General features: G+C 66.7%; 25 protein-coding genes. 13 read left to right on the top strand and 12 right to left on the bottom strand.

All coding sequences use genetic code 11. From position 1 onward, the window contains the following. The first annotated feature begins 93 nt into the window (after positions 1–93). Positions 94–2,151, top strand: coding sequence for a PhoX family protein (locus ACTWPB_RS28760; RefSeq protein WP_446223588.1), 2,058 nt, complete (start codon positions 94–96; stop codon positions 2,149–2,151). A gap of 85 nt (positions 2,152–2,236) precedes the next feature. Here the strand turns inward: ACTWPB_RS28760 and ACTWPB_RS28755 are convergent, their stop codons facing one another. Continuing rightward, complete coding sequence (locus tag ACTWPB_RS28755; protein WP_446223587.1) at positions 2,237–2,974, bottom strand: glycoside hydrolase family 25 protein; 738 nt, start codon at positions 2,972–2,974, stop codon at positions 2,237–2,239. Positions 2,975–3,105: 131 nt separating this feature from the next. On the opposite strand from ACTWPB_RS28755, the gene ACTWPB_RS28750 reads away from it, so the two are divergent. Then, positions 3,106–3,792: a pentapeptide repeat-containing protein gene (locus tag ACTWPB_RS28750; RefSeq protein WP_446223586.1), complete on the top strand. Its 687-nt coding sequence runs from the start codon at positions 3,106–3,108 to the stop codon at positions 3,790–3,792. On the opposite strand, the gene ggh is transcribed toward ACTWPB_RS28750, so the two are convergent. Next, complete coding sequence (ggh, locus tag ACTWPB_RS28745; RefSeq protein ID WP_446223585.1) at positions 3,789–5,129, bottom strand: glucosylglycerate hydrolase; 1,341 nt, start codon at positions 5,127–5,129, stop codon at positions 3,789–3,791. The genes ACTWPB_RS28750 and ggh overlap by 4 nt on opposite strands. Positions 5,130–5,183: 54 nt before the next feature. Further along, positions 5,184–5,732, bottom strand: coding sequence for a DUF6069 family protein (locus ACTWPB_RS28740; protein WP_446223584.1), 549 nt, complete (start codon positions 5,730–5,732; stop codon positions 5,184–5,186). Positions 5,733–5,816: 84 nt separating this feature from the next. On the opposite strand from ACTWPB_RS28740, the gene ACTWPB_RS28735 reads away from it, so the two are divergent. From ACTWPB_RS28735 to ACTWPB_RS28725, 3 genes are all read left to right on the top strand, one after another. Then, positions 5,817–6,506: an SDR family oxidoreductase gene (locus ACTWPB_RS28735; protein WP_446223583.1), complete on the top strand. Its 690-nt coding sequence runs from the start codon at positions 5,817–5,819 to the stop codon at positions 6,504–6,506. A 266-nt stretch (positions 6,507–6,772) separates the two neighbouring features. After that, entirely contained in the window at positions 6,773–7,561 is a 789-nt protein-coding gene (locus tag ACTWPB_RS28730; protein WP_446226521.1) for a polysaccharide deacetylase family protein, read from the top strand. Between the two features lie 144 nt (positions 7,562–7,705). Then, positions 7,706–8,020, top strand: a complete 315-nt coding sequence (locus ACTWPB_RS28725; protein WP_446223582.1) for a hypothetical protein — start codon at positions 7,706–7,708, stop codon at positions 8,018–8,020. A 121-nt stretch (positions 8,021–8,141) separates the two neighbouring features. Here the strand turns inward: ACTWPB_RS28725 and leuS are convergent, their stop codons facing one another. Further along, positions 8,142–10,982, bottom strand: coding sequence for a leucine--tRNA ligase (leuS, locus tag ACTWPB_RS28720; protein ID WP_446223581.1), 2,841 nt, complete (start codon positions 10,980–10,982; stop codon positions 8,142–8,144). 62 nt (positions 10,983–11,044) lie between these two features. Between leuS and ACTWPB_RS28715 the strand changes: the two genes are divergently transcribed. From ACTWPB_RS28715 to ACTWPB_RS28700, 4 genes are all read left to right on the top strand, one after another. Further along, positions 11,045–11,269 carry a helix-turn-helix domain-containing protein gene (locus tag ACTWPB_RS28715; protein WP_446223580.1) on the top strand — a complete coding sequence of 75 codons (225 nt, stop codon included), beginning with the start codon at positions 11,045–11,047 and terminating at the stop codon, positions 11,267–11,269. Between the two features lie 9 nt (positions 11,270–11,278). Beyond that, positions 11,279–11,686 (top strand): SdpI family protein, encoded by a 408-nt coding sequence (locus ACTWPB_RS28710; RefSeq protein WP_446223579.1) that lies wholly within the window; start codon positions 11,279–11,281, stop codon positions 11,684–11,686. Positions 11,687–12,129: 443 nt separating this feature from the next. Continuing rightward, the gene (locus ACTWPB_RS28705) at positions 12,130–12,438 is read left to right on the top strand and encodes a hypothetical protein (RefSeq protein ID WP_446223578.1); all 309 of its coding nucleotides are present in this window, start codon (positions 12,130–12,132) and stop codon (positions 12,436–12,438) included. Between the two features lie 185 nt (positions 12,439–12,623). Then, the gene (locus ACTWPB_RS28700) at positions 12,624–12,992 is read left to right on the top strand and encodes a hypothetical protein (protein ID WP_446223577.1); all 369 of its coding nucleotides are present in this window, start codon (positions 12,624–12,626) and stop codon (positions 12,990–12,992) included. 141 nt (positions 12,993–13,133) lie between these two features. Here the strand turns inward: ACTWPB_RS28700 and ACTWPB_RS28695 are convergent, their stop codons facing one another. The 4 genes from ACTWPB_RS28695 to ACTWPB_RS28680 all read right to left on the bottom strand — a co-directional run bounded on the left by ACTWPB_RS28695 (position 13,134) and on the right by ACTWPB_RS28680 (position 17,528). Further along, on the bottom strand, positions 13,134–14,036 hold the full coding sequence (locus tag ACTWPB_RS28695; RefSeq protein WP_446223576.1) for a pyridoxal phosphate-dependent aminotransferase: 903 nt from the start codon (positions 14,034–14,036) through the stop codon (positions 13,134–13,136). A 122-nt stretch (positions 14,037–14,158) separates the two neighbouring features. Continuing rightward, positions 14,159–15,172 carry a 3-oxoacyl-ACP synthase III family protein gene (locus ACTWPB_RS28690; RefSeq protein WP_446226520.1) on the bottom strand — a complete coding sequence of 338 codons (1,014 nt, stop codon included), beginning with the start codon at positions 15,170–15,172 and terminating at the stop codon, positions 14,159–14,161. A 2-nt stretch (positions 15,173–15,174) separates the two neighbouring features. Beyond that, positions 15,175–15,834, bottom strand: a complete 660-nt coding sequence (locus tag ACTWPB_RS28685) for an SRPBCC family protein (RefSeq protein ID WP_446223575.1) — start codon at positions 15,832–15,834, stop codon at positions 15,175–15,177. Further along, positions 15,831–17,528: a thiamine pyrophosphate-binding protein gene (locus ACTWPB_RS28680; RefSeq protein WP_446223574.1), complete on the bottom strand. Its 1,698-nt coding sequence runs from the start codon at positions 17,526–17,528 to the stop codon at positions 15,831–15,833. Before ACTWPB_RS28680 ends, ACTWPB_RS28685 begins: the two co-directional genes overlap by 4 nt. A gap of 140 nt (positions 17,529–17,668) precedes the next feature. Between ACTWPB_RS28680 and ACTWPB_RS28675 the strand changes: the two genes are divergently transcribed. The 3 genes from ACTWPB_RS28675 (at position 17,669) to ACTWPB_RS28665 (ending at position 20,138) form a co-directional block, all read left to right on the top strand. Further along, positions 17,669–18,196: an EXLDI protein gene (locus ACTWPB_RS28675; protein WP_446223573.1), complete on the top strand. Its 528-nt coding sequence runs from the start codon at positions 17,669–17,671 to the stop codon at positions 18,194–18,196. Positions 18,197–18,309: 113 nt separating this feature from the next. Continuing rightward, complete coding sequence (locus ACTWPB_RS28670; protein WP_446223572.1) at positions 18,310–19,344, top strand: ATP-binding cassette domain-containing protein; 1,035 nt, start codon at positions 18,310–18,312, stop codon at positions 19,342–19,344. Beyond that, entirely contained in the window at positions 19,341–20,138 is a 798-nt protein-coding gene (locus ACTWPB_RS28665; RefSeq protein ID WP_446223571.1) for an ABC transporter permease, read from the top strand. The genes ACTWPB_RS28670 and ACTWPB_RS28665 overlap by 4 nt, the downstream gene beginning before the upstream one ends. A gap of 117 nt (positions 20,139–20,255) precedes the next feature. On the opposite strand, the gene ACTWPB_RS28660 is transcribed toward ACTWPB_RS28665, so the two are convergent. The 3 genes from ACTWPB_RS28660 to ACTWPB_RS28650 all read right to left on the bottom strand — a co-directional run bounded on the left by ACTWPB_RS28660 (position 20,256) and on the right by ACTWPB_RS28650 (position 22,165). Then, positions 20,256–20,954 (bottom strand): zf-HC2 domain-containing protein, encoded by a 699-nt coding sequence (locus ACTWPB_RS28660; protein WP_446223570.1) that lies wholly within the window; start codon positions 20,952–20,954, stop codon positions 20,256–20,258. After that, positions 20,951–21,460, bottom strand: coding sequence for a sigma-70 family RNA polymerase sigma factor (locus ACTWPB_RS28655; protein ID WP_378904606.1), 510 nt, complete (start codon positions 21,458–21,460; stop codon positions 20,951–20,953). Before ACTWPB_RS28655 ends, ACTWPB_RS28660 begins: the two co-directional genes overlap by 4 nt. 66 nt (positions 21,461–21,526) lie before the next feature. Beyond that, on the bottom strand, positions 21,527–22,165 hold the full coding sequence (locus tag ACTWPB_RS28650; RefSeq protein WP_446223569.1) for a YqgE/AlgH family protein: 639 nt from the start codon (positions 22,163–22,165) through the stop codon (positions 21,527–21,529). A 106-nt stretch (positions 22,166–22,271) separates the two neighbouring features. Between ACTWPB_RS28650 and ACTWPB_RS28645 the strand changes: the two genes are divergently transcribed. Further along, positions 22,272–23,030, top strand: coding sequence for a lysophospholipid acyltransferase family protein (locus ACTWPB_RS28645; RefSeq protein ID WP_446223568.1), 759 nt, complete (start codon positions 22,272–22,274; stop codon positions 23,028–23,030). Here ACTWPB_RS28645 and ACTWPB_RS28640 read toward each other — a convergent pair. Further along, positions 23,024–23,335 carry a GNAT family N-acetyltransferase gene (locus tag ACTWPB_RS28640; protein ID WP_446223567.1) on the bottom strand — a complete coding sequence of 104 codons (312 nt, stop codon included), beginning with the start codon at positions 23,333–23,335 and terminating at the stop codon, positions 23,024–23,026. The genes ACTWPB_RS28645 and ACTWPB_RS28640 overlap by 7 nt on opposite strands. Between the last annotated feature and the right edge of the window lie 54 nt (positions 23,336–23,389).

The raw sequence follows: 23,389 nt of genomic DNA, 5'->3' as shown, positions 1-23,389 counted from the left end.
CGCCGAGTTTTGGTCGTCCGTTCATCTATGCGTTCCCGATGGCTCGCTTGGGCTGCTTACGGTGCCCGAAGTCCGTTCTACTCAGGAGTCACCGTGAGTCCGAAACCGCTCGCCCTGTTCGTCAAGCACGACGGTCAGTCGGCACGCGCCGCCCTGACCTGTGAATACAAGTGCGGCAACGCCTGCTTCCACGAGCCCCCGAACACCTCCGAGGGCGCCTACTTCGGTGACATCGTCAGCGGCCTCAACCGCCGTGGCCTGATCAAGGGCGGCGCGGCCGCGGTGCTGGCCGTCGGTGCCGCGAGCGCCCTGGCCGCCTGTGGCGACGACTCCGAGGCCGGCAAGACCCCGGCCCCGACTCCGGCCGGAACCCCCGGCACCGGAACGGCTTTCACCGCCGTGGCGCCGAACAAGGAAGACGCGCTCACCATTCCGGAGGGCTACGACCAGCAGGTCGTCATCCGCTGGGGTGACCCGATCTTCGCCGACGCCCCCGCGTTCGACTTCGACAAGCAGACCGCCGCGGCGCAGCTGAAGCAGTTCGGCTACAACAACGACTTCGCCGCGCTGATGCCGATCGAGGGCCAGGCCAACAGCTACCTGCTCGTGGTCAACCACGAGTACACCACCGGCCCGATGATGTTCCGCGGGTACAACAAAGAAGCCCCGACCGACGAGCAGATCGCGATCACCAAGGCCGCCCATGGCATGGCCGTGGTCGAGCTGAAGGGCGAAGCCGGCTCCGGCAAGCTCACCCCGGTGTTCGGCAAGAACAACCGCCGCATCACCGCCGATACCGAGTTCCTGCTCACCGGTCCCGCGGCGGGCAGCGCGTTCACCGTCACCGGTGCCGACCCCTCGGGCAAGAAGGTGCTCGGCACCTTCGCCAACTGCGCGGGCGGCGTGACCCCTTGGGGCACTGTGCTTTCCGGTGAAGAGAACTTCAACGGCTACTTCGCCAACGGCGACAAGGCCTCCGACCCGAAGGGTCGCGTGAAGCGCTACGGCTTCCCCAAGGGCGGCACGCCGAACCAGTGGGAGCGCACCGACAAGCGCTTCGATCTGAACTCCGAACCCAACGAGGCCAACCGTTTCGGTTACGTCGTCGAGGTCAATCCGTGGGATGCCTCCTCCACGCCGATCAAGCACTCGGCGATGGGCCGCCTCAAGCACGAGGGTGCGTCGATCTATGTCACCGACTCCGGCGACGTCGTCTCCTACACCGGTGACGACGAGAAGTTCGACTACATGTACAAGTTCGTGTCCTCGCGCAAGATCCAGTCGGGCACCGGCGCTTCCGCGATGCGGCACAACCTGACCATCCTCGACGCGGGCACCCTCTACGTCGCCAAGCTCACCGGCGACCACGCCGCCGAGATCGACGGCTCCGGCAAGGTCCCCACCGGCGGCTTCACCGGCAAGGGCCAGTGGATCCCGCTGCTCGAGACCGGCGACGACGGCAAGGGCAAGTCCCTGGTCGACGGCATGACCGCCGCCGAGGTCGCGGTGTTCACCCGCCTGGCCGGTGACAAGGTCGGCGCCACCAAGATGGACCGCCCCGAGGACTTCGAGGCCAACCCGTTCACCGGCAAGGTCTATGTGGCACTGACCAACAACGACAACCGCGCCAAGGACGACAAGCCGGGCGTCGACGAGGCCAACCCGCGCAAGCTGAACAAGAACGGCCAGGTCCTCGAGCTCACCGACAACCACACCGGCACCGACTTCACCTGGTCGCTGCTGCTGGTCTGCGGTGACCCCGCCGCCGCCGACACCTACTTCGCCGGCTTCGACAAGACCAAGGTCAGCCCGATCTCCTGCCCGGACAACCTGGCCTTCGACCCGTACGGCAACCTGTGGATCTCCACCGACGGCAACGCCCTCAAGACCAACGACGGCCTGTTCTCGGTGATCCTCGACGGCCCCAACCGCGGTGAGACCAAGCAGTTCCTCACCGTCCCCAAGGGCGCCGAGACCTGCGGCCCGATCGTCACCGAATCCCACGTCATCGTCGCTGTCCAGCACCCGGGCGAAGCCGATGACGCCACCCCCGACAACCCGCAGTCCCACTGGCCCGACGGCGGCACCTCCCAGCCCCGTCCCGCCGTAGCGGTCGTCTGGAAGAAGAACGGCGGTCGTATCGGCGTCTAGCCGACCACCGATCCGCTGATGGAACCGCTACTCGGCTGGGCGAGTAGCGGTTTCGTCGTCTGCGGCCCGACCCCGTTGGGAGAAATCACCATCCAGTGCCGAACAAGCCCGACATGTTGGCGAAGTCGGCGAGCTCGCCCTGGGCTCCGCTGTAGATGTTGACGTCGGTGGCGCCGCCGATGCCGGGGACGGCGCCGCGGTCGGTGGTTTGCCAGAAGGTCCAGGTGGGCCAGTTGCCGGGGACTTCGGGCTTGTCGTTGCCGCTGTAGTCGGCGATCCAGAGGGGGTATCCGGTGAAGACGCTGGTGTCGGCCATCGCTGTCTGCCAGAAGTGCGGATACGTGTAGATGATCGGGGTGCGGCCGGTGAGGATTTGCAGGGCGTCGAGGTAGCGGTGGGTCCAGTCGATGAGGTCGGCGGGGGCGAGGCCGCCGGAGGTTTCCAGGTCGAGTACCGGCGGGAGGTCGAGGGGGCCGTTCTGGCCGAGGACCGTCGCCGCGTACATCGCGGCCTGCGGTTCGGGCGGCAGTTCGGGGCGGGCGAAATGGTAGGTGCCGCGGGCCACCCCGGCGGTTCGCATCAGAATGCTGTCCTGCACGAAGTACGGATTGACGTAGTGCAGGCCCTCGGTGGCCTTCACCATCGCGAACTGATGTCCGGCCGCGCGCACCGCGTGCCAGTCGATCATCCGGCCGTCCACATGCTGCCAGGACGACACATCCGGCCCGCTGGGCTCCGCCTGCGCGGTCGCGGGCAGCGCGAAGACCAGGGCGACGAGCGCAACACAACCACGAACCGTCGAACTCCAGCGCTTGGTGTCCATGGTCGTCGACCGTAGTGGCTTGTTACTGGTGTGGCCAGTGGTGTTGGTGGGTGTCTGTGAATAGTTACCGAAAGCCTGTCGGCCCGTGCCCGTATCTTGGTGCGGACATCGGCTGACAGGGAGTGGTAGGCATGGCGCGCAAGCGTGAGGTGCGGTTCGAGCCGGCGGTGCCGAAGCCGGGGGCCCTGCGACCCGCGGTCTCGCCCGCCGATGATCCGATCGACGAACTGACCGTGACCGACGTCGAATATCGCGACGCGGATTTCGCCGAGAGGCACGTCTCCGGCGTGAGCGTCGAGGCCTGCCTGTTCGGCAGCGTTCGATTTCCGAGCACCCTGCGCAGGAGCACCATCGCCGAATCCACACTGCGTGTCTGCGATCTGGCCAACGTCGCGGCCGACGACTCCTCGATGATCGAAACCCTGATCGAGCACGGTCGTCTCACCGGATTGTCCTGGACCGCAGGCGTTCTCCGCGACGTACTGATCGACTCCACGCGCGCCGACCTGTCCTCCTTCGCCCAATCACGTATGCGCACAGTCGTTTTCCGTGACTGCGACCTACGTCAGGCCGACTTCCAGAGCACCGAGTTCCGCAATGTCCGCTTCGAACGTTGCAATCTCGTCGGCGCCCGCTTCACCGGCGCCCGCATCCAGCAGAACCTGCGCTTCGAAGACTGCGACCTCACCGGCATCTACGGCGTCACCGCGCTGCGTGGCGCCACCATCAACGGCGGCGACCCGGAAGGACTGGCGTCGACGCTCGCGCGCGAACTCGGCATCACCGTCGAATGGCAGTCCCGCATCGGCGAGGACTAGCCGAGCCAATCGAGAACCGAAGCGGCGGTCCAGGATTGCTGCATGCTGCCGAGCGGAGCGCCGGTGAACGGCTCGTAGTACTCGGCGAAGCTGCCGTCGCTGGCCTGGCGCAAACCTTCGGCCCGGAGCATGTAGGAGCGCTCGGCCCAGCCCCGGCGGGCGAAAGCCCAGGAGAACAGCCAGCTCATGACCGGCCAGACGGGGCCGCGCCAGTACTCGCGAGGGCGGAAGTCCTTGGAAACGGGGGAGGTCGACGGGGGCAGGGCGTAGCGCAGGTCGGGGTGCCCGCAGAAGCGAGGGCCAACGAAGGTGTTGAGCAGGGCCCGCTCGGCGTGGCGGGACAGGCCACCCGAGATCAGCGGCGCGAACATGGCCAGGGTTTCGGTGCTGATCCAGCGTTGCAGGCGGACGTCGTAATCCCTTGCCGCGCCGGTCCGTTCGTCGGTTGTGGCGACCACGCCCGTGCGGAAACGTTCGGCCCAGCCGTGTAGTTCGCGGACGTCGGCGTGCGGTTGCTTGTATTCCTCGCCGATGTCGGCCAGCACCTCACAGGCCAGCGCGAAGATCGCCGAGACGAACACGTCCTCCACCGCGAAACTCATCACCGAGGTGAGCTGGAAATCGTCGTAGTTCGCGCGCCGCATCTGCTCGACCAGCCACAGGTAGCGGTCGTATTCGCGATCGCTGGGACGCTGGGTCGGGTCGGAGACGATCGAGGTATCCGCGCGACGATACGGCGGAAGATCGGTCCCCGGGACAACATTGGCGTAGGCGCGGTCCCAGCGCGGTGAGTTGTCCATCCCGGATTCCCAGCCGTGATACAGCGTGACCCGCCCGGTTTCCTTGGGGTCGCGGGCATGCGCGAGCCAGCGGTGCCAGCGCACCAGATCGGGCCAGCGCCGGTTCAGGAATTCCTCGGCGACGGCGCGGGTGGAGCGACCGTGCCTGCGGGAATGGTCGAGGATGCGCTGCACGGCGATAGCGTGTACCGGCGGCTGGGTGATGCCGGAGGTGTCGGGGCCATCGGGTGCGTTCGTGGCCAGCTTGCGGCACTCCCAGCGCGCGGGCCCGGGAAAATACCCGTCGACACCGTTGGCGAAGACGATGTGCGGGATCATCCCGTTCTTCCACTGCGCCGACAGCAGCGTGTCGAGCTCGACCACGGCCCGCTCCACGCTCAACGGCGCCAGCCCGACCGCGACGAACGCCGCGTCCCAGCTCCACATGTGTGGGTAGAGGCGGGGTGCGGCGCTGGTCATCGTGCCCAGGTCGTTGCCGCGCAGGAGGTAGGCGGCGCGGGCCGCGAGCTGCGTCGAGGTGAAACCTGGGTCGGTCATCTATCTATTCTGCGGCTGAGCAGGCCCGCTGGCATCCCGGCGACACTGTGACGATCAGTACCCGGTTTGACGCGGCGTGTTCTGGGCGGCCGACCCGACCGAGCTCAGCATGGTGGTGATGCACAGGCCGACCACCAGGTTGATCGCCGCGGTCGCGATCTTGGCGTCCAGGTCGGCGACCAGCGTGAACGGCAGAATCACCGCGACGGCGGTGAGGAGCAGGCAGATCCAGGTGAAGAAGGTGAGCGGGCTCGGCATGGCCAGCAGCAGCACCATCAGCAGGGCCGTCGCCAGCAGCGCGGCACCCGCCGCGGCGATGGCGTAGGAGGTGGTGGAGACGGTGCCGTACGCGCCCGCGCCTTCCGGCGAGAGGATCGAGATGCCGAGCACCCCGCGGATCAGCATGATCGCGACTACCGCCAGCAACGCGGCAACGGCGGCTGTGCCGATACCGCCCGCCCACAGCTTGCCCACATTGACCTTGGGTTCCGGCTCGCCCTGGTGGGGATACTGTGGGTCACCCTGGCCGTGGGCGTACTGCGGCTGACCCGGGTGCTGGTGGTACTGCGTGTCTGGTCCGTAGTTGTACCGGGGATCGGTCATAGTCCGACGGTACTAGTCAGTGCTGTCATCCGCGCGGGGAAACGGCCAGGGTGTCGAGATCTCTGTGCCCGCTAGCGTGGGACCATGACGGTGACCAGTACTCCCGCCCAGACCGCTCTCATCACCGGCGCGAGCCGTGGACTCGGCGCCGCGATCGCCCGCGAACTCGCGCCCACCCATGACCTGCTGCTCGGCGCCCGCTCCGCCGACGCGCTGAAGCCGATTCTCACCGAGCTGCCCGACGCGACCGGCTGGCCCGTGCCGCTCACCGACTACCCCGCTGTGGCGGCGGCCGCCGAGCGGATCTCGCGGCTCGATGTCCTCGTGCACAACGCGGGTGTCGCTGATCTCGGTACGGTCGCCGAGTCCTCGGTCGAGCAGTGGCGCGAAACTCTCGAGGTCAATCTGATCGCCGTCGCCGAGCTGACGCGGGTGTTGCTGCCCGCGTTGCGCGCCGCGAACGGGCATGTGGTGCTGATCAATTCGGGTGCGGGGCTGCGCGCGCATCCCGGCTGGGGTTCCTACGCGGCGAGCAAATTCGGGCTGCGCGCCTTCGCGGACGCGTTGCGTCAGGAGGAGCCCTCGTTGCGGGTGACCTCGCTGTTTCCCGGCCGCATCGACACCGATATGCAGCGCGCTATCGTTGCCGGCGAGGGTCGCGAGTACCGGCCGGAGGAGTTCCTCACCGCCGAAACGGTGGCCGGTGCCGTGCGAACCGCCGTCGACACACCGCGTGACGGGCATCCGACCGAGATCGTGCTGCGTCCTCGCTGAGAGACCATGCGATTCGGTATGGTCGCCGTTAACTGCGTCAATGGGGTCGGCGCTGGAATTCGCACAGAGGTATCCGCTGGTTCAGGTGCTCGATGGATTCGGTGGGTACCGTGCCGCTGGTTCTCGGCGCGCCTCCGCCGATGGACTGACCGAAGGGTGCGACGAAGGAGTGCCCGTAGGGAGGGAAGAGGTGGAGTTCAGCGCCGAGAACTGCGGCGCCAGCCGCAAATGACTCGAGTAGGGGTTCGTAAGTGGACAGACGTCGAATGCTGGCGATGTTGGCCGCGGGTACCGCCGTGGCGCTGACCGGCTGCGCGACCGCCGAGGGCGAGACCGTCGAGGCCGGGTCCGCCGGTGAGATCCCCACACCGCCGCCCGTTGCGACCCCCGCGCAGCCCCTGCTCCCGCCGCCGCCGGGCGGCCCGAAGTCGATCATTGCCCCGAAACCCATCACCGCGCTTCCGGGTCATGGCCTTTCCATGGCACTGACCGTCGACGACGGAGCCAGCCCCGAAGTCGTTGGCGCCTATGTGAAATGGGCCAGGGACACCGGCGCCCGCTTCACCTTCTTCGTCACCGGCTACTACGAATCCTGGACCATCCACCGCGACGCACTGCGCCCGCTGGTGGACTCCGGCCAGATTCAGCTCGGCAACCACACCTGGGACCACGCCGCCCTGACCAAGATTGGCACCACGGAAGTAGCCGACCAGCTCAGCCGCACGAAAACCTTCCTGCGCAACAACTTCGGCGTCGACGGCACCCCGTTCTATCGCCCGCCGTTCGGCTATCACAACGCCACCGTCGACAAGGTGGCCGCCGACCTCGGCTACACCGTCCCCACCATGTGGTACGGCTCCCTGTCCGACTCAGGCCTCATCACCGAGGAATACCTGATCGAATGCGCTTACAAATACTTCGCCGCCCAGTCGATCATCATCGGCCACGCCAACTTCCCCCCGGTCACCCATTGCTACGGCCAATTGGTCGACATCATCAAGGAACGCAACTTGGCGCTGGTGACGTTGAACGACGTCCTGCAAGTGCAAGCCTGAGGCCGGCGGTCCCCACCACTGCGTGGTAGCACGCAGTGATTTCCGGCGTCAGCACGGACGCGGACCCAGTCGCTATTTTCGTATGTTTTCTCTACCAGCAAAGAAGAGCCGAGACTTCGGCCCTATTTCAGAGGAGAAGGCATCATGAACAAGAATATTGTGCGCGCGGCGATCGCGGCAGCGGCTATCGTGCCCATGGTCGCACTGGGGGCCGGGACTGCGGCGGCAATACCCACTGTGAACCCTGGCGTGCCCACGGCGCCGTTCGACGGAGAACAACGAGACTCCGCCGCGACAAACGCCTACACCTGTGTCTGGGTGGGCCCGGGGATCGGATTCGGCTCTAATCCTGTGGGCTTGTCCGTACCTGTGACTGGTCTATTTTTCGGTCCGGGAGTCGTCAACGGAGTGTGCCTCGGTCCTTCCGGCATCGCCACCGGCATCGGTTTCGTCGAATGACAGCCGCCAGGCCGCGCCCGGTCACCTTGGGGTGATTCGCGGACCCTTATCGGCGAAGGCCCCGGCGATATGACTTTGTCAGTGATCGTTGCGGGGCCATCGCCGGCGGCGGTATCGCAGCTCAGGGGACGATGTTGACCATCTTGCCCGGCACCACGATGATCTTGCGGGGCGCTTGACCGTCGAGCAGCGCGATGACCTTCTCGTCGGCCAGGGCAGCGGCCTCGATCGACGCGGGGTCGGCGTCGGCGGGGACCTGGATTCGGCTGCGCACCTTGCCTTTCACCTGGATCGGGTACTCCACCGAATCCGCGACCAGCAGTGCGGGGTCGGCGGCGGGGAAGGGGCCGTGAGCCAGGGAGATGTTGTGGCCCAGGCGTTCCCAGAGTTCCTCGGCGATGTGGGGGGCCAGCGGAGCGAGCATCAGCACCAGCGGTTCCACCGCCGCGCGGGGAGCGCCGGTGGGGTAGTTCTTGGTGAGGTGGTTGGTGAGCTCGATCAGCTTGGCGCCCGCTGTGTTGTCGCGCAGGGCGGCCAGATCTTCGTCGACACCGGCGATGGTGCGGTGCACCAGGCGCAGGGTTTCGTCCGACGGCGCAGCATCGGTGGCCTTCACCGTGCCGGTCTCCTCGTCGACCACCAGGCGCCAGACACGCTGCAGGAAGCGGTGCGCGCCGACGACATCCTTGGTCGCCCACGGGCGCGAGGTGTCCAGCGGACCCATCGACATCTCGTAGAAACGGAAGGTGTCGGCGCCGTAGAGATCGCACATCTCGTCAGGCGAGATGGCGTTCTTCAGCGACTTGCCGATCTTGCCGTACTCCTGGAAGACCTCGATCTCGATGCCGTCGGCACCGGTCCAGAAGAACTTCGCATCACGCTCGACGATCTCGGCGGCGGGCACGTACGCGCCACGGGAGTCGGTGTACGCGTAAGCCTGCACCATGCCCTGGTTGTACAGGCGGCGGTAGGGCTCGCTGCCGGACACATCGCCCAGGTCGAAGAGCACTTTCTGCCAGAACCGGGCGTACAGCAGGTGCAGCACCGCGTGCTCCACACCACCGATGTACAGGTCGACACCGCCGGGGTCGTTCGGGCCGTGCTCGGCCGTGCGCGGGCCCAGCCAGTACTGCTCGTTCTCCTCGGCGCAGAACGTCTCGGCGTTGGCCGGGTCGGCGTAGCGCAGCTGGTACCAGGAGCTACCGGCCCAGTTGGGCATCACGTTGGTGTCACGGCGGTACTGCTTGGGCCCGTCGCCCAGATCCAGTTCGACGTGCACCCAGTCGGTGGCCTTGGCCAGCGGTGGGGACGGCTCGGAGTTCGCGTCGTCGGGGTCGAAGGTGACCGGCGCGAAATCCTCCATCTCCGGAAGTTCCACGGGCAGCATGGATTCCGGCAGCGCGTGCGCCACACCGTCGGCGTCGTAGACGATCGGGAACGGCTCGCCCCAGTACCGCTGACGGGCGAACAGCCAGTCGCGCAGCTTGTACTGGACGGTGCCGGTGCCGTGCCCCTCGGCTTCGAGGTGACCGATCATGGTCGCCTTGGCCTCGTCAACCGAAAGTCCGTTCAGGAAGCCGGAATTCACCAGCTTGCCCTCGCCGGAGTGAACGCCTTCGGCGACGTTCCCGCCGTCGATCACCTCGATGATCGGCAGGCCGAGCGTGGTCGCGAAATCCCAGTCGCGGTGGTCGTGGCCGGGCACCGCCATGATGGCGCCGGTGCCGTAGCCGCTCAGCACGTAATCGGCGATGAAGATCGGCACCTGCGAGCCGTCGGCCGGGTTGGTGGCGTAGGAGCCGAGGAAGACGCCGGTCTTCTCCTTGTTCTCCTGACGTTCCAGATCCGACTTCGCCGCGATCGACTTGCGGTATGTGGCAACGGCTTCCGCGGGGCCGGCGCTGTCGTTGGTCCAGCGGGCGTCGGTGCCGGCGGGCCAGGCGCCGGCGGTCAGCTTGTCGACCAGCTCGTGCTCGGGGGCCAGCACCACGTAGGTCGCGCCGAACAGGGTGTCGGGTCGGGTGGTGAACACCTCGATGGTCTCGCCATCGGCGTCGAACCGCACCTGGGCGCCACGCGAACGCCCGATCCAGTTGCGCTGCATGGACTTCACGTTGTCCGGCCAGTCCAGCGTGTCCAGGTCGTCGACCAGGCGATCGGAGTAGGAGGTGATGCGCATCATCCACTGCCACATGCGCTTACGGAACACGGGGAAGTTCCCGCGCTCGCTGCGCCCGTCGGTGGTGACTTCTTCGTTCGACAGCACCGTGCCCAGTCCGGGGCACCAGTTGACGATCGAATCCGACTGGTACACAAGGCGATACGAGTCGATCAGCGCGCCACGCTCGGCGGCCGGCATGGTGTGCCAATCACCGTCGGGAACCGGGCGCGCGCCCGTGGCGAACTGCTCTTCCAGCTCGGCGATGGGGCGGGCGCGACCGGCTTCCTGGTCGTACCAGGCGTTGTAGATGCGCAGGAAGATCCACTGCGTCCACCGGTAGTACTCCGGGTCGGTCGTGGCGAACGAGCGCCGCGGATCGTGGCCGAGGCCCAGCCGGTCCAGCTGACGCTGCATCGTCGCGATATTGGCCTCGGTGGTCACCCGCGGGTGCGCGCCGGTCTGCACGGCGTACTGCTCGGCGGGCAGACCGAAGGCGTCGTAGCCGAGTGCGTGCAGCACGTTGCGGCCGCGCATGCGGTGGTAGCGGCCGAACACGTCGGTGGCGATATAGCCGAGCGGATGGCCCACGTGCAGGCCCGCGCCCGAGGGGAACGGGAACATGTCCTGGATGAACAGCTTGTCCGGCGGAGTCTCGCCGGCGAGTGGACCTACCGGGTTGGGCGCGTTGAAGGTGCCGCGCTCGGTCCAGTTCTGCTGCCAGCGGCGTTCGATCCGCCCAGCCAGCTCGGCGTTGTACCGGTGCTGAGGTACGTCAGTCTCGGTTGCACGAGTGTCCTGCACGGTCCTGCCTTCTTGTTCTCGCCGATCCCCGGTAAACATCGGCTATCAGAGTATCGGAGCAGTTGTTGCCGGTTATTCCTGGCAGACTCCAGCGAAAGGCACGGCACACGACGTTCCGATATCGCCTCGACCCAACGGTCGATCAGCGATCGGTGCTGTCGCGGCACGCTGGGGCTGCGCGGTTCGCTGACAACCATTGCCCGCCGGGGAGAAGACCGGCAGGCGAAATGTGTGGGCCGTCACCTCGCCGGGGAGCGCTCGATCGGCCGTTCGTACGGGTGCGCTAGCCTGCATGAATGGTCGTCGTCGCTCTCCTGTTGTTCGCGCTGGCCGCGGTCGCCATCGTGACCGGCGTGCTCGGACTGCTCGGCAAACTGCCCCGCAACCGCTTCCTCGGTGTCACCACCGAAGCCGCGCTGCACAGCGACGACAATTTCCGCCTCGCCAACCGCATCGCCGCCCCCACCTCCGTCGGCGCGGGCGCCCTGCTGTTCGCCGGCGGCCTGGTCGTGCTGGTAGCCGGTGGCTTCGCCGGCCTCGGCGTAGCCGCACTGGTCGCGGTCATCGCGATCTTCACCCTCGGCGCGGGCGCCAACGCCGCAGTCCGAACAGTCGAACCCCTGCTGCCCCCCGCCCCCGTCGGCGGCTGTGGCTCCTCCTGCGGCGGCTGCTCCCTCCGCGACACCTGCGCCCCTGCCAGCTGACCCTGGCGGCAGGCCCTGGTGGCAATCGGCGGTGGCGGCGGGTCCCGCGCTCCGGTACAACTGAGGCAGGACCTTGATCGGGGGAATCGTGAAGGTTGTCGGGGTGGGGCTATTGCTCGCATTGGTCGGCGCGATCACTACCAGCTATTCGGCGGTCGCGGGGATTGTCATGCTCGTCATCGCGGCGGTTGTCGTCGCGGTCGGTGGTGTTCTCATCGTTCGTGATCCGGGGGGTTCACGGAAGTCGAAGCGGCGGTGGGGTGTTGGTACATCCGCGGCTGGGGTCAGCTGGTTCGGTGACGGCGGCGGGCAGCATCACGGTGGCGGCGCCGGGGGCAGCAGCGGAAGTGGTGGCAGTGGCTGCGGCGGGGGTGGCAGTGGCTGTGGGGGCGGCGGTTGTGGTGGGGGTGGCGAATGATCGGCGCGACTGAATTGGGGGAATCATGAAGGTATTCGGTTCGGGGCTTGCCCTGTTGTTCATCGGCATATTCGTCGGCGTCTTCGTGCCGGTGATCGGTGTGCTGACCGTGGCGGTCGCGTTGGGCTTCATCGGGACCGGTTGCGTCCAGCTCGCTCGCGGTTCCGGAAACACCACGTCGGCCGGGCGCCGCAGTAGAGGTTGGCGTGCGGGCGGGGCCGGTGCGGGCACCTTCGGCACCTTCGGCACCGGTGACAGCGGCAGCAGCTGTGGCGGCGGCAGCAGTAGCGGTGGTGGCGGCGGATGCGGCGGTGGCGGTGGTGGGGGCGGCTGACCGCCACCACCGAGCTCCTCGCGCGAACGGCCGATCGCAGCACGGCTGATGAGTCGGGCTGACCTGTGGGACAGGGAATGTGGCGAGATCAGCGGTGGATCTGACTGCTGGTCGGCCGAAAGGGGATTGCAAGAACTCGCGATTACGGTCGGCCTCGACATGCTGGTCGAGCGAGGAGGGGTCCCATGAGTATCGGCGACGTGATCGGAACGGTTCTTGCGCTCTTTATCGGAGTGGTCGGGGTGATCGGGTTGGTGACGGTCCCGATCATGATCATCGTGGCGATCGCCCAGCAGGTAACCGATCCGCAGGGCAGGCCGGAGCGGCGCGCCCGCATTGCGGCGAACAGGCAGGCTCGGGAGTTGGCCCGTGCTCGTCAGCGCAGACACAGCTCCGGGTCGACCAGTTGGAGTTCCGCTGACGGCGGCTGGTACAGCGGCAGCAGCAGTGGCGACAGCGGCAGCTGGTCGGGTAGCTGCGACTCCGGGTCGAGCAGCAGCAGCAGCTGTGGTGGTGGAAGTAGTAGCAGTTGTGGCGGTGGCAGTAGCTGCTGAACTGCGCCGACCCAGCACTTCGTTGGTATAACAAGCGAAGAGGGGATTGAACCGCGGATGACCGGGACCTGGTGGAGGGGTCCAGGTCCCGGTCGTGATGACCCGGCGGCAGGGCCGGGTCGGGTTCCGTTGCCGAACTGATTACCGCAGGTCGACGAGGGCGGCGTGGACGGCGCGGCCTGCGACGGGATCGCCGACCGCGATGCGGGCGCTACCGTCGGGGTAGGCCTTTGCCTTGATACCGGCGCGGCGCAGGGCGGTGGCGACGCCGGGACCGGGCAGGTAGAGGAAGTTCGCGTAGCTGCGGGGAACATCGATTCCGCAGGCACGCAATGTCATTCGCAGGAGTTCTCGTTCGCGGTTGATGTGGTCGACACGGTCGCGGAGTTCGGTGCCCGCCGCGTAGGCGGCGCGCACCGCGGCGATGGAGGTGGTGGGGATGCCGAAGGGCAACTGCTGGTGGCGGATTCGTTCGATCAGCTTGCCGCGGCCGAGGCAGTAGCCGATCCGCAGCCCGGCCAATCCGTACGCCTTGGAGAAGGTGCGCAGGATCAGCAGGTTCGGGTGCTGGTGCAGCAGGGTGTGGATGTCGAGACGGTCAGCCGGATCGAGGAATTCGACGTAGGCCTCGTCGAGGAGTACTGGCACACGGCGGGGGATCGCGGCGAGGAAGGATCGGACCGCCGCCGCGTCGAGGACGGTTCCGGTGGGGTTGTGCGGTCGGCACAGCACGACCAGGCCGGTGCGCCGGTTCACCGAGCGGCGCATGGCGGTCAGGTCCTGATTGCCGCCGGTGTCGAGCGGGACCGGGACCAGCGTCATCCCGGCCATGTCGGCCATGATCGGGTAGCCGTCGAAAGTTGGTGTACTGGTCAGGAGTTCACCACCGCCGAGCGCCCGCATCACCTGCATCGCGACACCGGTGGCCCCCGCACCGACCACCACGTCGTCGGGCGAGACGCCGAGATGATCGGCGATGACCCGCGGCAATTCCTCGGGAAGGAATTCCGGATACCGGTTGGCTTGGGTCAGTGCGGTATTCACGGCTACCAGAATGGAAGGTAGTGGCGGGAAAGGGTTCTCACTGAGACCGAGGTCGAACAGCGTGGGTGTCGCCGTGGTGTGGAACCGACGGGAAGGAATAGTCGGTTCCACCAGCCGCACAGTCATCGCGCCGCGCCCCAGCGAATGGCCGCCGCACCGGCGAAATCGCCCGCGTGCGCGAACGCCGACAGCAGCACCACCGACCCGTTGCGCAACCGGCCTGCCTGGTTCTCCGCGTCGAGCGTCACGGGAATGCCTGCGGCGAACAGGTTTCCGCACTGATCGAAGGTATCGGGATGACGTTCGGCGGGGAGCTCCAGCGCGTCGTGCCAGTTGCGCAGGAACAGCCGGTTCGGCTGATTGGTGACGAAAGTGTCGATATCGCTGCTCTTCACCCCGATCCGCTTGCATACCTCCAGCGCCACCTCGGGCACCAGCCGATTGCCACGTGCGAACACCTTGGTGATCTTGGATTCGGAGAAGCTCACGCAGCCCTGACCCTCGCCCGGCTCCCAGTACTTGCGCGGACCATTCGTGGAGAAGTCCATATCACCGGCGAATTCGGGATAGGTCCGGGTTTCGATATCGAGAATCGGGCCCGAATCATCCTTGCGCAGCAAGCCGATTCCGCACCCGTCGCCGGGCACCGGCGCCTGTGCCAGTTTCCGGATGTCGGGCTGGGTGAACACCGGTCCCGCGCAATTCTGCGCGGCGACGATCAGCGCCGTCTTCGCGTCGCTGGTGGCCATCATCATCCGGGCGATCGCCATCATCTGGACGAACGCCGCGCAACCACTGTTGTGCACGTCGAGCACCTGCGACGGTTTCGCGCCGAGCCGGCGAGCCAGCTCGGGGCCTGCGCCGAGCACCGGATTATCGGGCAGCTGGGTGTGGGTGATGATGATGTCGATCTCGGCGGCGAGGTCGGCGCCGTGGCGTTCGCGCAGCACGGCGAAGGCCTGCTCGGCCATGTCGACGGCGGTTTCGTCGCGGCCGATGTGGTGGCGACCGGTCGGCGAACGGAACATCACGTTCTTCGCCATCCGCTCCGAACGCGAGAACTGGGTGAAGTAGTCGGTCGGGACGGGGTCACCGGGCAGATAGCTCGCGACATCGACCAGACTCACCTGCGGCATATTCACTGCATCCACTCCGGCTTGATCGGCAGCCCATTGGCCGCGCGGTATTCACAAATGGCTTTGAGGTTGTCGAGCTCGAGCTGGTGTCCGGCGGAGAACATCTCCCAGAAATCGCCGACCCAGACCGGGCGCTTCGGCGGAGCTGTTTCGGGATAACCGTTTTCGTCGTAGAAGGGGTGCTTGCAGTTGACCCACGTCACCACCGAGCCGGGCTTGTTGAACACCACCTCGGCGTCGATCACCCGCATCAGATAGATCATCCAGAGGTGCTCGGACTGGTCCCACGCGCAGTGATAGTCGACGGTCATCGCGTCGGGATGGGCGACGGTGCGGGTGAAACATTTGGTCGCGTCACCGAGACGGTCGTAGGACAGCCACAGGCCGGGCTCGTCGGTTTCGGTGAATCCGCGCAGGCTGTAGGTCCACTCCTCCAGCGAGCGAGTGTCGGCGAGGTATTCGTAGACCTCCCGTGGCGGGGCCGCGATGTAGGTCTGCACGGGGCAGTAATCGCCGAAGATCTGGTCGTGCGGATACACCGAACGCAGCATGTCCATGATGATCGGCGTGGTGGTCTCCCGGTCGGAGTTCTCGATTCTGATCACGCCGGGCACCACCTCCTCGGGGATGTCGGACAGGGCAGGCAGGGCGCTGGTCGTCACGGGGTGCTCCTGGATGATTCGAGGGCGGACAAGAAGGGCAGAAATGGCGGGACTTCGTCGGGGTCACAGAGGATTTCGAGAAACGAGGGTCCGGTGGCGGTGAAGCTGTGGTCCAGTGCGTCGGGCAACCGGTGGGCGTCGGAGACGGTGCGGGCGGGTAGCCCCGGGAACATGGCCGCGATGCCTGCTCCCAGATGGGACGATTGAAAGCGGTTGAAGCTGTAGCGATCCCGGTAATAGAGCTGTTCGCGGGTGACGCACATGGCGTGCGCGTTGTTGTTGAACACCACGAAGGTGATGGGCAGGTCGTGTTCGATCGCGGTGTGCATCTCCATGCCGTGCATGAAGAACGAGCCGTCACCCGCGATGACGACGGTGCGGTGCGGGCCGTCGGGCGCGGCGCGGCGGGCGAACGCGGAACCGATACCCGCGCCGAAGGCGTAACCCATTCCGCCCATCCCGAGTGCGACCGTGAAACGTCCGCGCTCGGGTACCCGTAGGTAATGCACCACCGAGGCGCCGGTGTTACCCGCGTCGGCGAAAACATCGGCGCCATCGGGCAGCGCGCGCTCGATGGCCTCGACGACGGTGCGATAGCGCAGGCCGGGCCCCGCGGCTTCGGGGACGGTCATCGCGGTGATCCCGGTGGAGCGCGCGCTCGTGACCGGCGCCGCGCCGAGGCCTGCCAGCAGGGTGGTGATGGTTTCCGCGAGATCCGCACTGGTGGTGTGGGTTGTCGCCAGGTAGGGCGGTAATGCGCCGACGCTGAGTACCGGCAGGTCGGCGAGGGCGGCATCGAGGCCGGCGCGCGCGGTGACCGGCAGGCGGGTGCCGATCAGCAGGCAGGCGCTCGCCGCCGCCAAAGCCTCGACCAGCTCGGCGTGGCCCATAGTGCCCGCGACACCGCAGTAGCCGGGGCCGGTGTTGGAGTACACGTCCTTGGCATCGGGGGCTAGGCCGATGGAGGCGTCGAGCGCGGCGACCAGTTCGGCGAGTTCGTCGCGGGCATTGTCGCGCGCGATCTGATCACCGGCGATGATCACCACCTTTCCGATGCGGCGGGCGTCGGCGAGTTCGGCCGCGAAGCTGCGCGCGGAGATGCCGGGCGCCAGTGGGGACATCGAGGAGTCCCGGCCCGCCTCGGCAGTCGGCACGGCTGAGATATCCGGCATCGCCTGTTGCTGAACATCTTTCGGAATCAGCAGCACCGCGGGTCCACCGCCCTCGGCCGCGGCGATCGCCGCCTCGAGCTGGGCGGGTAGCTCGGCCGGATCGGTCACGCGGGCGCAGTATCGGCTCACCGCGGCGAACAGTGCTGCCGCATCGATGGATTCGGCCAGGCCGCTCGAATCCTGAAATGCGCCGATCCCTTCGAGGTTGGTGGGAGCCTGTCCGACCAAGGCCAGTACCGGTACTCGCGAAGTGAACGACTCGGCAAGTCCGGCAACGAGATTCATGGCGCCGCCGCCCGAAGTGGCAGCCACGACTCCCATTCCGCCGGTGCTGCGCGCGTACCCGTCAGCCATGGTGGCCGCGGAGAACTCGTGCTTGGCGACGATTCCGGCAGGCGAACCGCCCGCGTCGAAGATCGCGTCGTACAGGTCCTCGATATTGGCGCCGTCGACGCCGAAGATCTGGGTGATTCCCCGGTCGGCTACCGTTCGTACCAGGTAGTCGACCACTCTGTCCGGCATCGGCCCTCCTTCTCCGCGACGAAATGTGACGCCGCTGTGCACCGCGTCTGCCTGGATTACGAGGCGCACCGGGTGGGGGTTCAGAGGGTGGGCGAAAACTAACCCTTGTGTGTACGTACACATATACGTATAGTGAGTTCATGCCCAACAAGACCATCTACGTATCCGACGACGATCTCCCCGTGTTCCAGCGGGCGCAGGAGCTCGTCGGCGGCAACCTCTCCAGCACGGTGGTCAGCGCGCTGCGCAGGCTGATCGAGCTGGAAGAAGGCCGCGAGGCCGGCTTCGAGGAGGTCGTCTTGCAGGTGGGTCGCGACGGTGTCCGGCAGGTGCGCTTCCAGGGCGTGCTGCTGGGCGAATGGCGCGATGTCGGCGATAAGCGGGTGCTGCACCAGCAGGTTTACCGCAGCCGCAAGGGCAAGCTCGTGCTCCACACGCACTCGGCGCTGTGGTCGGACTATCCGACCGGGGACGCTGCGGGCGACCTGAAGGACTGGAAATACTGGCGCCGCATGTTCGGCATCGGTGACCGGCCGTGGGACTGGGGCGACTACGAGTACGAGATCCTCGACGACCTGAAAGACCTGAAGGATCGCGTGCCCGACAAGCTCTATCGCAAGGTCGAAGACATCACCGCGCACCCGCAGATCGAGGAACTCGACATCTAACTCCTCGACCACAACCACACACCGAACACCCGAACCGCAGCCCCTGGGGGCTGTGTGGATAACTCATGCATTTATTCGCACCATTGAATGTAATCCTCTGGAAAGGGACGACCATGGTCAACTCGGCCATCACCGCACGCGGCCTGCACAAGGCCTACGGCGACAAAACAGTTCTCGACGGCATCGACATCACCGTCGCCGAGGGCACTGTTTTCTCCCTGCTCGGCCCCAACGGCGCGGGCAAGACCACCACCGTGCAGATCCTCACCACGCTGATCGCAGGCGATGCGGGGGAGTGCACGGTGGGCGGCCACGATGTGGTGACCGACCGTGGCGGGGTGCGCGAGCTGATCGGCGTCACCGGGCAGTTCGCCGCGGTCGACGAGCTACTGACCGGCCGGGAGAACCTGCACATGATGGGCGACCTCAACCATCTACCGCGCCGCGAAACCCGCACTCTGGCAGCGGAACTGCTGGAACGCTTCGACCTGGTCGAGGCCGCCGACAAGCCCGCGAGCACCTACTCCGGCGGCATGACCCGCAGGCTCGATCTGGCGATGACGCTGGTCGGCAATCCGCGGGTGATCTTCCTCGACGAACCGACCACCGGCCTCGACCCGCGCAGTCGCCGCTCCATCTGGGAGATCATCCGCGGCCTGGTCGACGATCTCGGCGTCACCGTCTTCCTCACCACCCAGTACCTCGAGGAGGCCGACCACCTGGCCGATCGCATCGCGGTGCTCGACAACGGCCGAATCGTCGCCGAAGGCACCGCGGCAGAACTGAAGCGACTGATTCCCGGCGGCCATATCCGCATAGATTTCACCGATCAGCCCGACGTGGTCGCCGCCCAGCGGGCGTTCGGCTCGACGGCGAAGGTGGTCGAGGGCGCCGACGGGCTCACTCTCGCCGTGCCGAGCGACGGCGGTGTGCGTTCGCTGCGCGCCGTACTCGACCTGCTCGATGCCGAGAACATCGAAGCGGGTGGCATTTCCGTGCACACCCCGAATCTCGACGACGTCTTCCTCACCCTCACCGGCATGAGCGGTCAGCGGCCGGAGGCGGAAGCGGAGCGTGACCACGCGGGCCGCCCGCGCATGACCGATGTCAAAAGCCACGCCACCATCGAGCAGGAGTCACTGCGATGAGCACTCTGACCAAGTCCAAGTCCTATGTTTTCGCCGACACGATGACGATGTTGCGGCGCAACATGATTCACGTCAAGCGCTACCCGAGCATGACATTCAGCATCATCATCATGCCGATCGTGCTGATGCTCGTGTTCAAGTACGTCTTCGGTGGGGCGCTCGAGAAGTCCTCGGGCGGTAGCTATATCGACTATCTGGCACCGGGCATGATGTTGCTGTTGCCCGCCTATCTGACGGTGTCGGTAGCGGTCTCGATCGCCACCGACGCGAGCAAGGGGATCGTGAATCGCTTTCGGGTGATGGCGATTTCGCAGTCCTCGGTGCTCACCGGGCACGTGCTCGGAGCGCTCATCCAGGCGATGGCGGGTGTTGTCGTGATGACCGCCGTCGCGGTGCTGGTCGGCTTCCGGCCGAACGCGAACGTCGTCGAGTGGGTCGGCGCGTTCGGGCTGCTCGCACTGGTGACGTTCGCCTTCACCTGGCTCGCCATCGCGCTCGGCCTGCTCTCGCCCACTCCCGAAAGTGCCAGCAACGCACCATTTCCCATCGTGCTGCTGCCCTTCCTCGGCAGTGGCCTCGTCGCCACCGACACGATGCCGGTCGGGATGCGCCAGTTCGCCGAATACCAGCCCTTCACGCCCATCACCGAGACGCTGCGTGGGCTGCTGATGGGCACCGAGATCGGCGCCAACGGCTGGATCTCGCTGGCCTGGTGCGCGGTCATCGCAGGCGGCGGCTTCCTGTGGTCAACCCGCCTCTCCGCGAATTACAGCCGGACTCACGCGGGCGGCTAGTCAGGTAGGCGGCCGCCGGTCGAGAACGTGGGGGCTTACCCCGTACCCGGTGAGTTACCCATGTTCTCGCTAAATCTGTTGAACGGTCCCGGATTGCGATCCGGGACCGTTCTGTGTTCAGACCTGGGCGACCAGGACGGTCCGGCCGGAATCGATGGAGGTGATCTCCACCTTGCTGATCGAATCCGGCGGGGCGTCGATGGTGCGATCCACCGTCAGTTCGGTGCCGGGGCCCGCGGGCCACTGATCGAGTTCGAACCGCTGCTCACCCGCGGTGACCACCAGCCCGTACGTTTGGGTGTAGCTGGAGCCGTAGGCGCTCGGCGCATAGCGGCAGGTCATTACCAGGCGCGTGCGGTCACCATCACGGACCAGCTTCACCTGCGCGCTCACCGGTGTCTGCTCCACCGCCTGCATCTGCTGCTCCGCGACGATCTGTTCGGTCGAAGTCTGCGAGCGCGTCACGGTGAACGTCACCGGAATCGCGATCGCCACCGCGGCCGCGGCAGCGGCCACCGCGCTCCCGGCACTCACCCAGCGCCGCCGCTTCCTGCGTCGTTCGGCGGCCGCGGCCAGCGCCGGGATCAGGTCGGGGACCTGCGGGGCAATCGACTCCGGCGATTCGATCATCGACAGCGCGGTATCGCGGTCGACCAGACCGAGCATGCCCGGCATCCCGGACAGTTCGGCGACCGCCTGCCGGCAGTGCGCGCAATCGAGCAGGTGCGTCTCGTATTCGCGCCGCTCAGCGGCACCGAGCGAACCGAGGACATAGGCAGCGTCCCAGGTGCTGTACTCGTCGGCGAGGTCGGTCATCGGTTCGTCACCCCCATCTCCTGTAGCGCCAGCCGCATGGCGCGCATGCCGTAATGCAGGCGCGATTTCACCGTCCCCGGTGGGATGCCCAGTTCGTCGGCGATCTGGGCCATGCCGAGGCCGCGATAGTAGGCCCGCACGATCACCTCGCGATGGTCCGGGCTCAGCGTGCTCAGTGCGTCGGCGACCAGCCAACCGTCGAGTGCCCGATCCGATTGGTCGGGGCTCACCTGCTCCGGCGGGGTGTCGGTGCCGAACTCGCGGCGGTGCCTCGCGCTGCGATGTTCGTCGACCGCGAGATTACGAGCCACGGTGAACAACCATGCGCGCGGCGAGGTTTCGGTTTGTTCCAGGACGGCGGGGCGCTGCCAGGCGCGCAGCAGCGTCTCCTGCACGATGTCCTCGGCCCGGCCGGGATCGCGCACCAGCCCGAGGGTGAAACGCCACAGTGCGGGTGCGTGCTCGGCGTAGAGCGCGCGCATCAATTCGTCGCGACCATCGTTCATCGGCGGCCCTGGTCACTGCTCGTCGTAATTCATGAGTCACTCCTGCTCGTCGAAGGAGTAACGGTGTCAGTTGCGTTCGAGTTCAATCGGGTGTGTCGCCAGCAGTGCCAGCGGCAACGGCTGACGCCGCAATACCGCGGCCCACAGGTCATGGCGGTCGGTGGCGATCGGGTCCGAGGGCAGCGCCGAGACCACGATCCAGTCGTCGTTGTCGAGTTCGCCGTCGAGCTGGCCCATCGACCAGCCCGCGTACCCGGCGAAGATCCGGATCTGCTCGATGAGCGGGCCGATCTCGGCGGGGTCGGCGTCCAGATCGACCAGCACCACCCGGCCGTCGACCCGGCGCAGCCCGCGGATATCGGAAATGTCGGCGCCCGCGCGCAGCACCCCCAGGCACAGCGCCGCATCGCGTTTGACCGGGCCGCCGATGTAGAGGTCGGTCGGGGCGGCGGCCAGGTCGGCCCAGGCGGGCAGCACATCGACGACCGGGGTCTCGCTCGGCCGGTTCAGCACCACGCCGAGGCTGCCCGCGTCGTTGTGCTCGATCACGTACACCACGGTGCGCCGGAAAGTAGGTTCCACCAGGTCGATCGCGGACACCAGCAGGTTGCCCGCCCGCACGTTCACCGCGGGCTGACCGCGCCGCCGATCGTCGCCGTGCCCGTCGCGAGTCCGGCGCTCGTCCGGGTCGTCTCCGCCTGCCACCGAGCCATCATCGCATTGGAGCGGCGGTACGCGCTTCCCGCGGACCGGATCGGAACCGGAATTTCTTCCCGCGCGGGCCCGTGGGATCGCCCGGTAGGGTCGCGCTATGCATTTGCCCGAGGTCCTGCTCGACGACAGCGACGCCGTGTACGACTACTACCTGCGGCATCAGCAGAACAGGTGGAAGGCGCTGGCCTCGTACGCGGTGCTGGCCCGGCGGTTCCGGCCGCGCGTGATGTTCGCCGATGGCGCGAAACAGCAGCTGAAAGCGCTGGTCCGCAGTGGCCGTCCGGTGATCTTCGCGATCAACCATCTGTCCACCAGCGACCCGTACACGATCGCGGCGACGGCGTGGCGCTCACCGTTGCGCTCGAAGATCGGGCGGATTCGGGTGCTGGCCAAGGACGAGCTCTTCATCGATCCCGAGCAGCGGCGCAAGGTGGACATGATGGGCGGGATTCCGGTGTTCCGCGGCAAGGACCATGGGATTCGGGCGGTCAACGCCGCAGGTCAGCGCATGATGGATGTGTGCGCGCAGCGGTTGGCCGCCGGTGATCACCTCGCGATTTTCCCCGAGGGGACCTGCAATGAGGTAGATCACACCATGGTGCAGGCGGTCGGTAGCGGGATCGGCCATATCGCGTTCCGGGCGGCCAAACTGGCTGCCGCGCCCGCGCTGGTCGCCATCGGGATGAACTACGGGAACCGTGACGCTACCGTGGCAACGACCGCTGCCGAGGCGGTGTCCGGGGTCGCGTACTTCCGGGCGCCGATTCTCGAATTGCCGCAGCGGCCCGCCGACATCGCCAGGCTCGTCAAAGAAGAGCTGCAACTGGCTGTCGACGGGGCCGTCGCGCACTACTGAGGTAGGCCGAACAACTCTCTGGCTCGCTGCGGGACGTAGGCGATGTAATCGGGGTGGGTGGTGATGAAATGCAGAACCACCGGGCACATCGGCAACACGCTGAAGCCTTGGTCGCGGCTGGCGTCGAGTGCGGACTCGACCAGGATGTTCGCCAAGCCGCGGCCTTCGAATCGGGGGTAGATCTCGGTGTGGACGAGCGCGCGTTCGTCGCCGGTGTCCTGGTATTCGATGTAGCCGGCGGGTTGACCGTCGGCGGTGAGTTCGAACCGCTCGAGCGCGGTGTTGTTGCGGACCTCGGTCGCCATAGGTTGACGCTACCGTGTTGGCTGGTTTCGGCCCTTATTGTTCGGTGGTCATTG

Source organism: Nocardia sp. IBHARD005 (genome assembly GCF_052814245.1).
The sequence above is the reverse complement of the archived record's forward strand: the minus strand, read 5'-3'. Positions and strand labels throughout refer to the sequence as shown.

Coding starts and splice junctions, on each gene's coding strand:
- ACTWPB_RS28755 (WP_446223587.1), bottom strand. CDS start 2,974: ATGGACACCAAGCGCTGGAGTTCGACGGTTCGTGGTTGTGTTGCGCTC.
- ACTWPB_RS28750 (WP_446223586.1), top strand. CDS start 3,106: ATGGCGCGCAAGCGTGAGGTGCGGTTCGAGCCGGCGGTGCCGAAGCCG.
- ggh (WP_446223585.1), bottom strand. CDS start 5,129: ATGACCGACCCAGGTTTCACCTCGACGCAGCTCGCGGCCCGCGCCGCC.
- ACTWPB_RS28740 (WP_446223584.1), bottom strand. CDS start 5,732: ATGACCGATCCCCGGTACAACTACGGACCAGACACGCAGTACCACCAG.
- ACTWPB_RS28735 (WP_446223583.1), top strand. CDS start 5,817: ATGACGGTGACCAGTACTCCCGCCCAGACCGCTCTCATCACCGGCGCG.
- ACTWPB_RS28730 (WP_446226521.1), top strand. CDS start 6,773: ATGCTGGCGATGTTGGCCGCGGGTACCGCCGTGGCGCTGACCGGCTGC.
- ACTWPB_RS28725 (WP_446223582.1), top strand. CDS start 7,706: ATGAACAAGAATATTGTGCGCGCGGCGATCGCGGCAGCGGCTATCGTG.
- ACTWPB_RS28710 (WP_446223579.1), top strand. CDS start 11,279: ATGGTCGTCGTCGCTCTCCTGTTGTTCGCGCTGGCCGCGGTCGCCATC.
- ACTWPB_RS28705 (WP_446223578.1), top strand. CDS start 12,130: ATGAAGGTATTCGGTTCGGGGCTTGCCCTGTTGTTCATCGGCATATTC.
- ACTWPB_RS28700 (WP_446223577.1), top strand. CDS start 12,624: ATGAGTATCGGCGACGTGATCGGAACGGTTCTTGCGCTCTTTATCGGA.
- ACTWPB_RS28690 (WP_446226520.1), bottom strand. CDS start 15,172: ATGCCGCAGGTGAGTCTGGTCGATGTCGCGAGCTATCTGCCCGGTGAC.
- ACTWPB_RS28680 (WP_446223574.1), bottom strand. CDS start 17,528: ATGCCGGACAGAGTGGTCGACTACCTGGTACGAACGGTAGCCGACCGG.
- ACTWPB_RS28675 (WP_446223573.1), top strand. CDS start 17,669: ATGCCCAACAAGACCATCTACGTATCCGACGACGATCTCCCCGTGTTC.
- ACTWPB_RS28670 (WP_446223572.1), top strand. CDS start 18,310: ATGGTCAACTCGGCCATCACCGCACGCGGCCTGCACAAGGCCTACGGC.
- ACTWPB_RS28665 (WP_446223571.1), top strand. CDS start 19,341: ATGAGCACTCTGACCAAGTCCAAGTCCTATGTTTTCGCCGACACGATG.
- ACTWPB_RS28660 (WP_446223570.1), bottom strand. CDS start 20,954: ATGACCGACCTCGCCGACGAGTACAGCACCTGGGACGCTGCCTATGTC.
- ACTWPB_RS28655 (WP_378904606.1), bottom strand. CDS start 21,460: ATGAACGATGGTCGCGACGAATTGATGCGCGCGCTCTACGCCGAGCAC.
- ACTWPB_RS28645 (WP_446223568.1), top strand. CDS start 22,272: ATGCATTTGCCCGAGGTCCTGCTCGACGACAGCGACGCCGTGTACGAC.
- ACTWPB_RS28640 (WP_446223567.1), bottom strand. CDS start 23,335: ATGGCGACCGAGGTCCGCAACAACACCGCGCTCGAGCGGTTCGAACTC.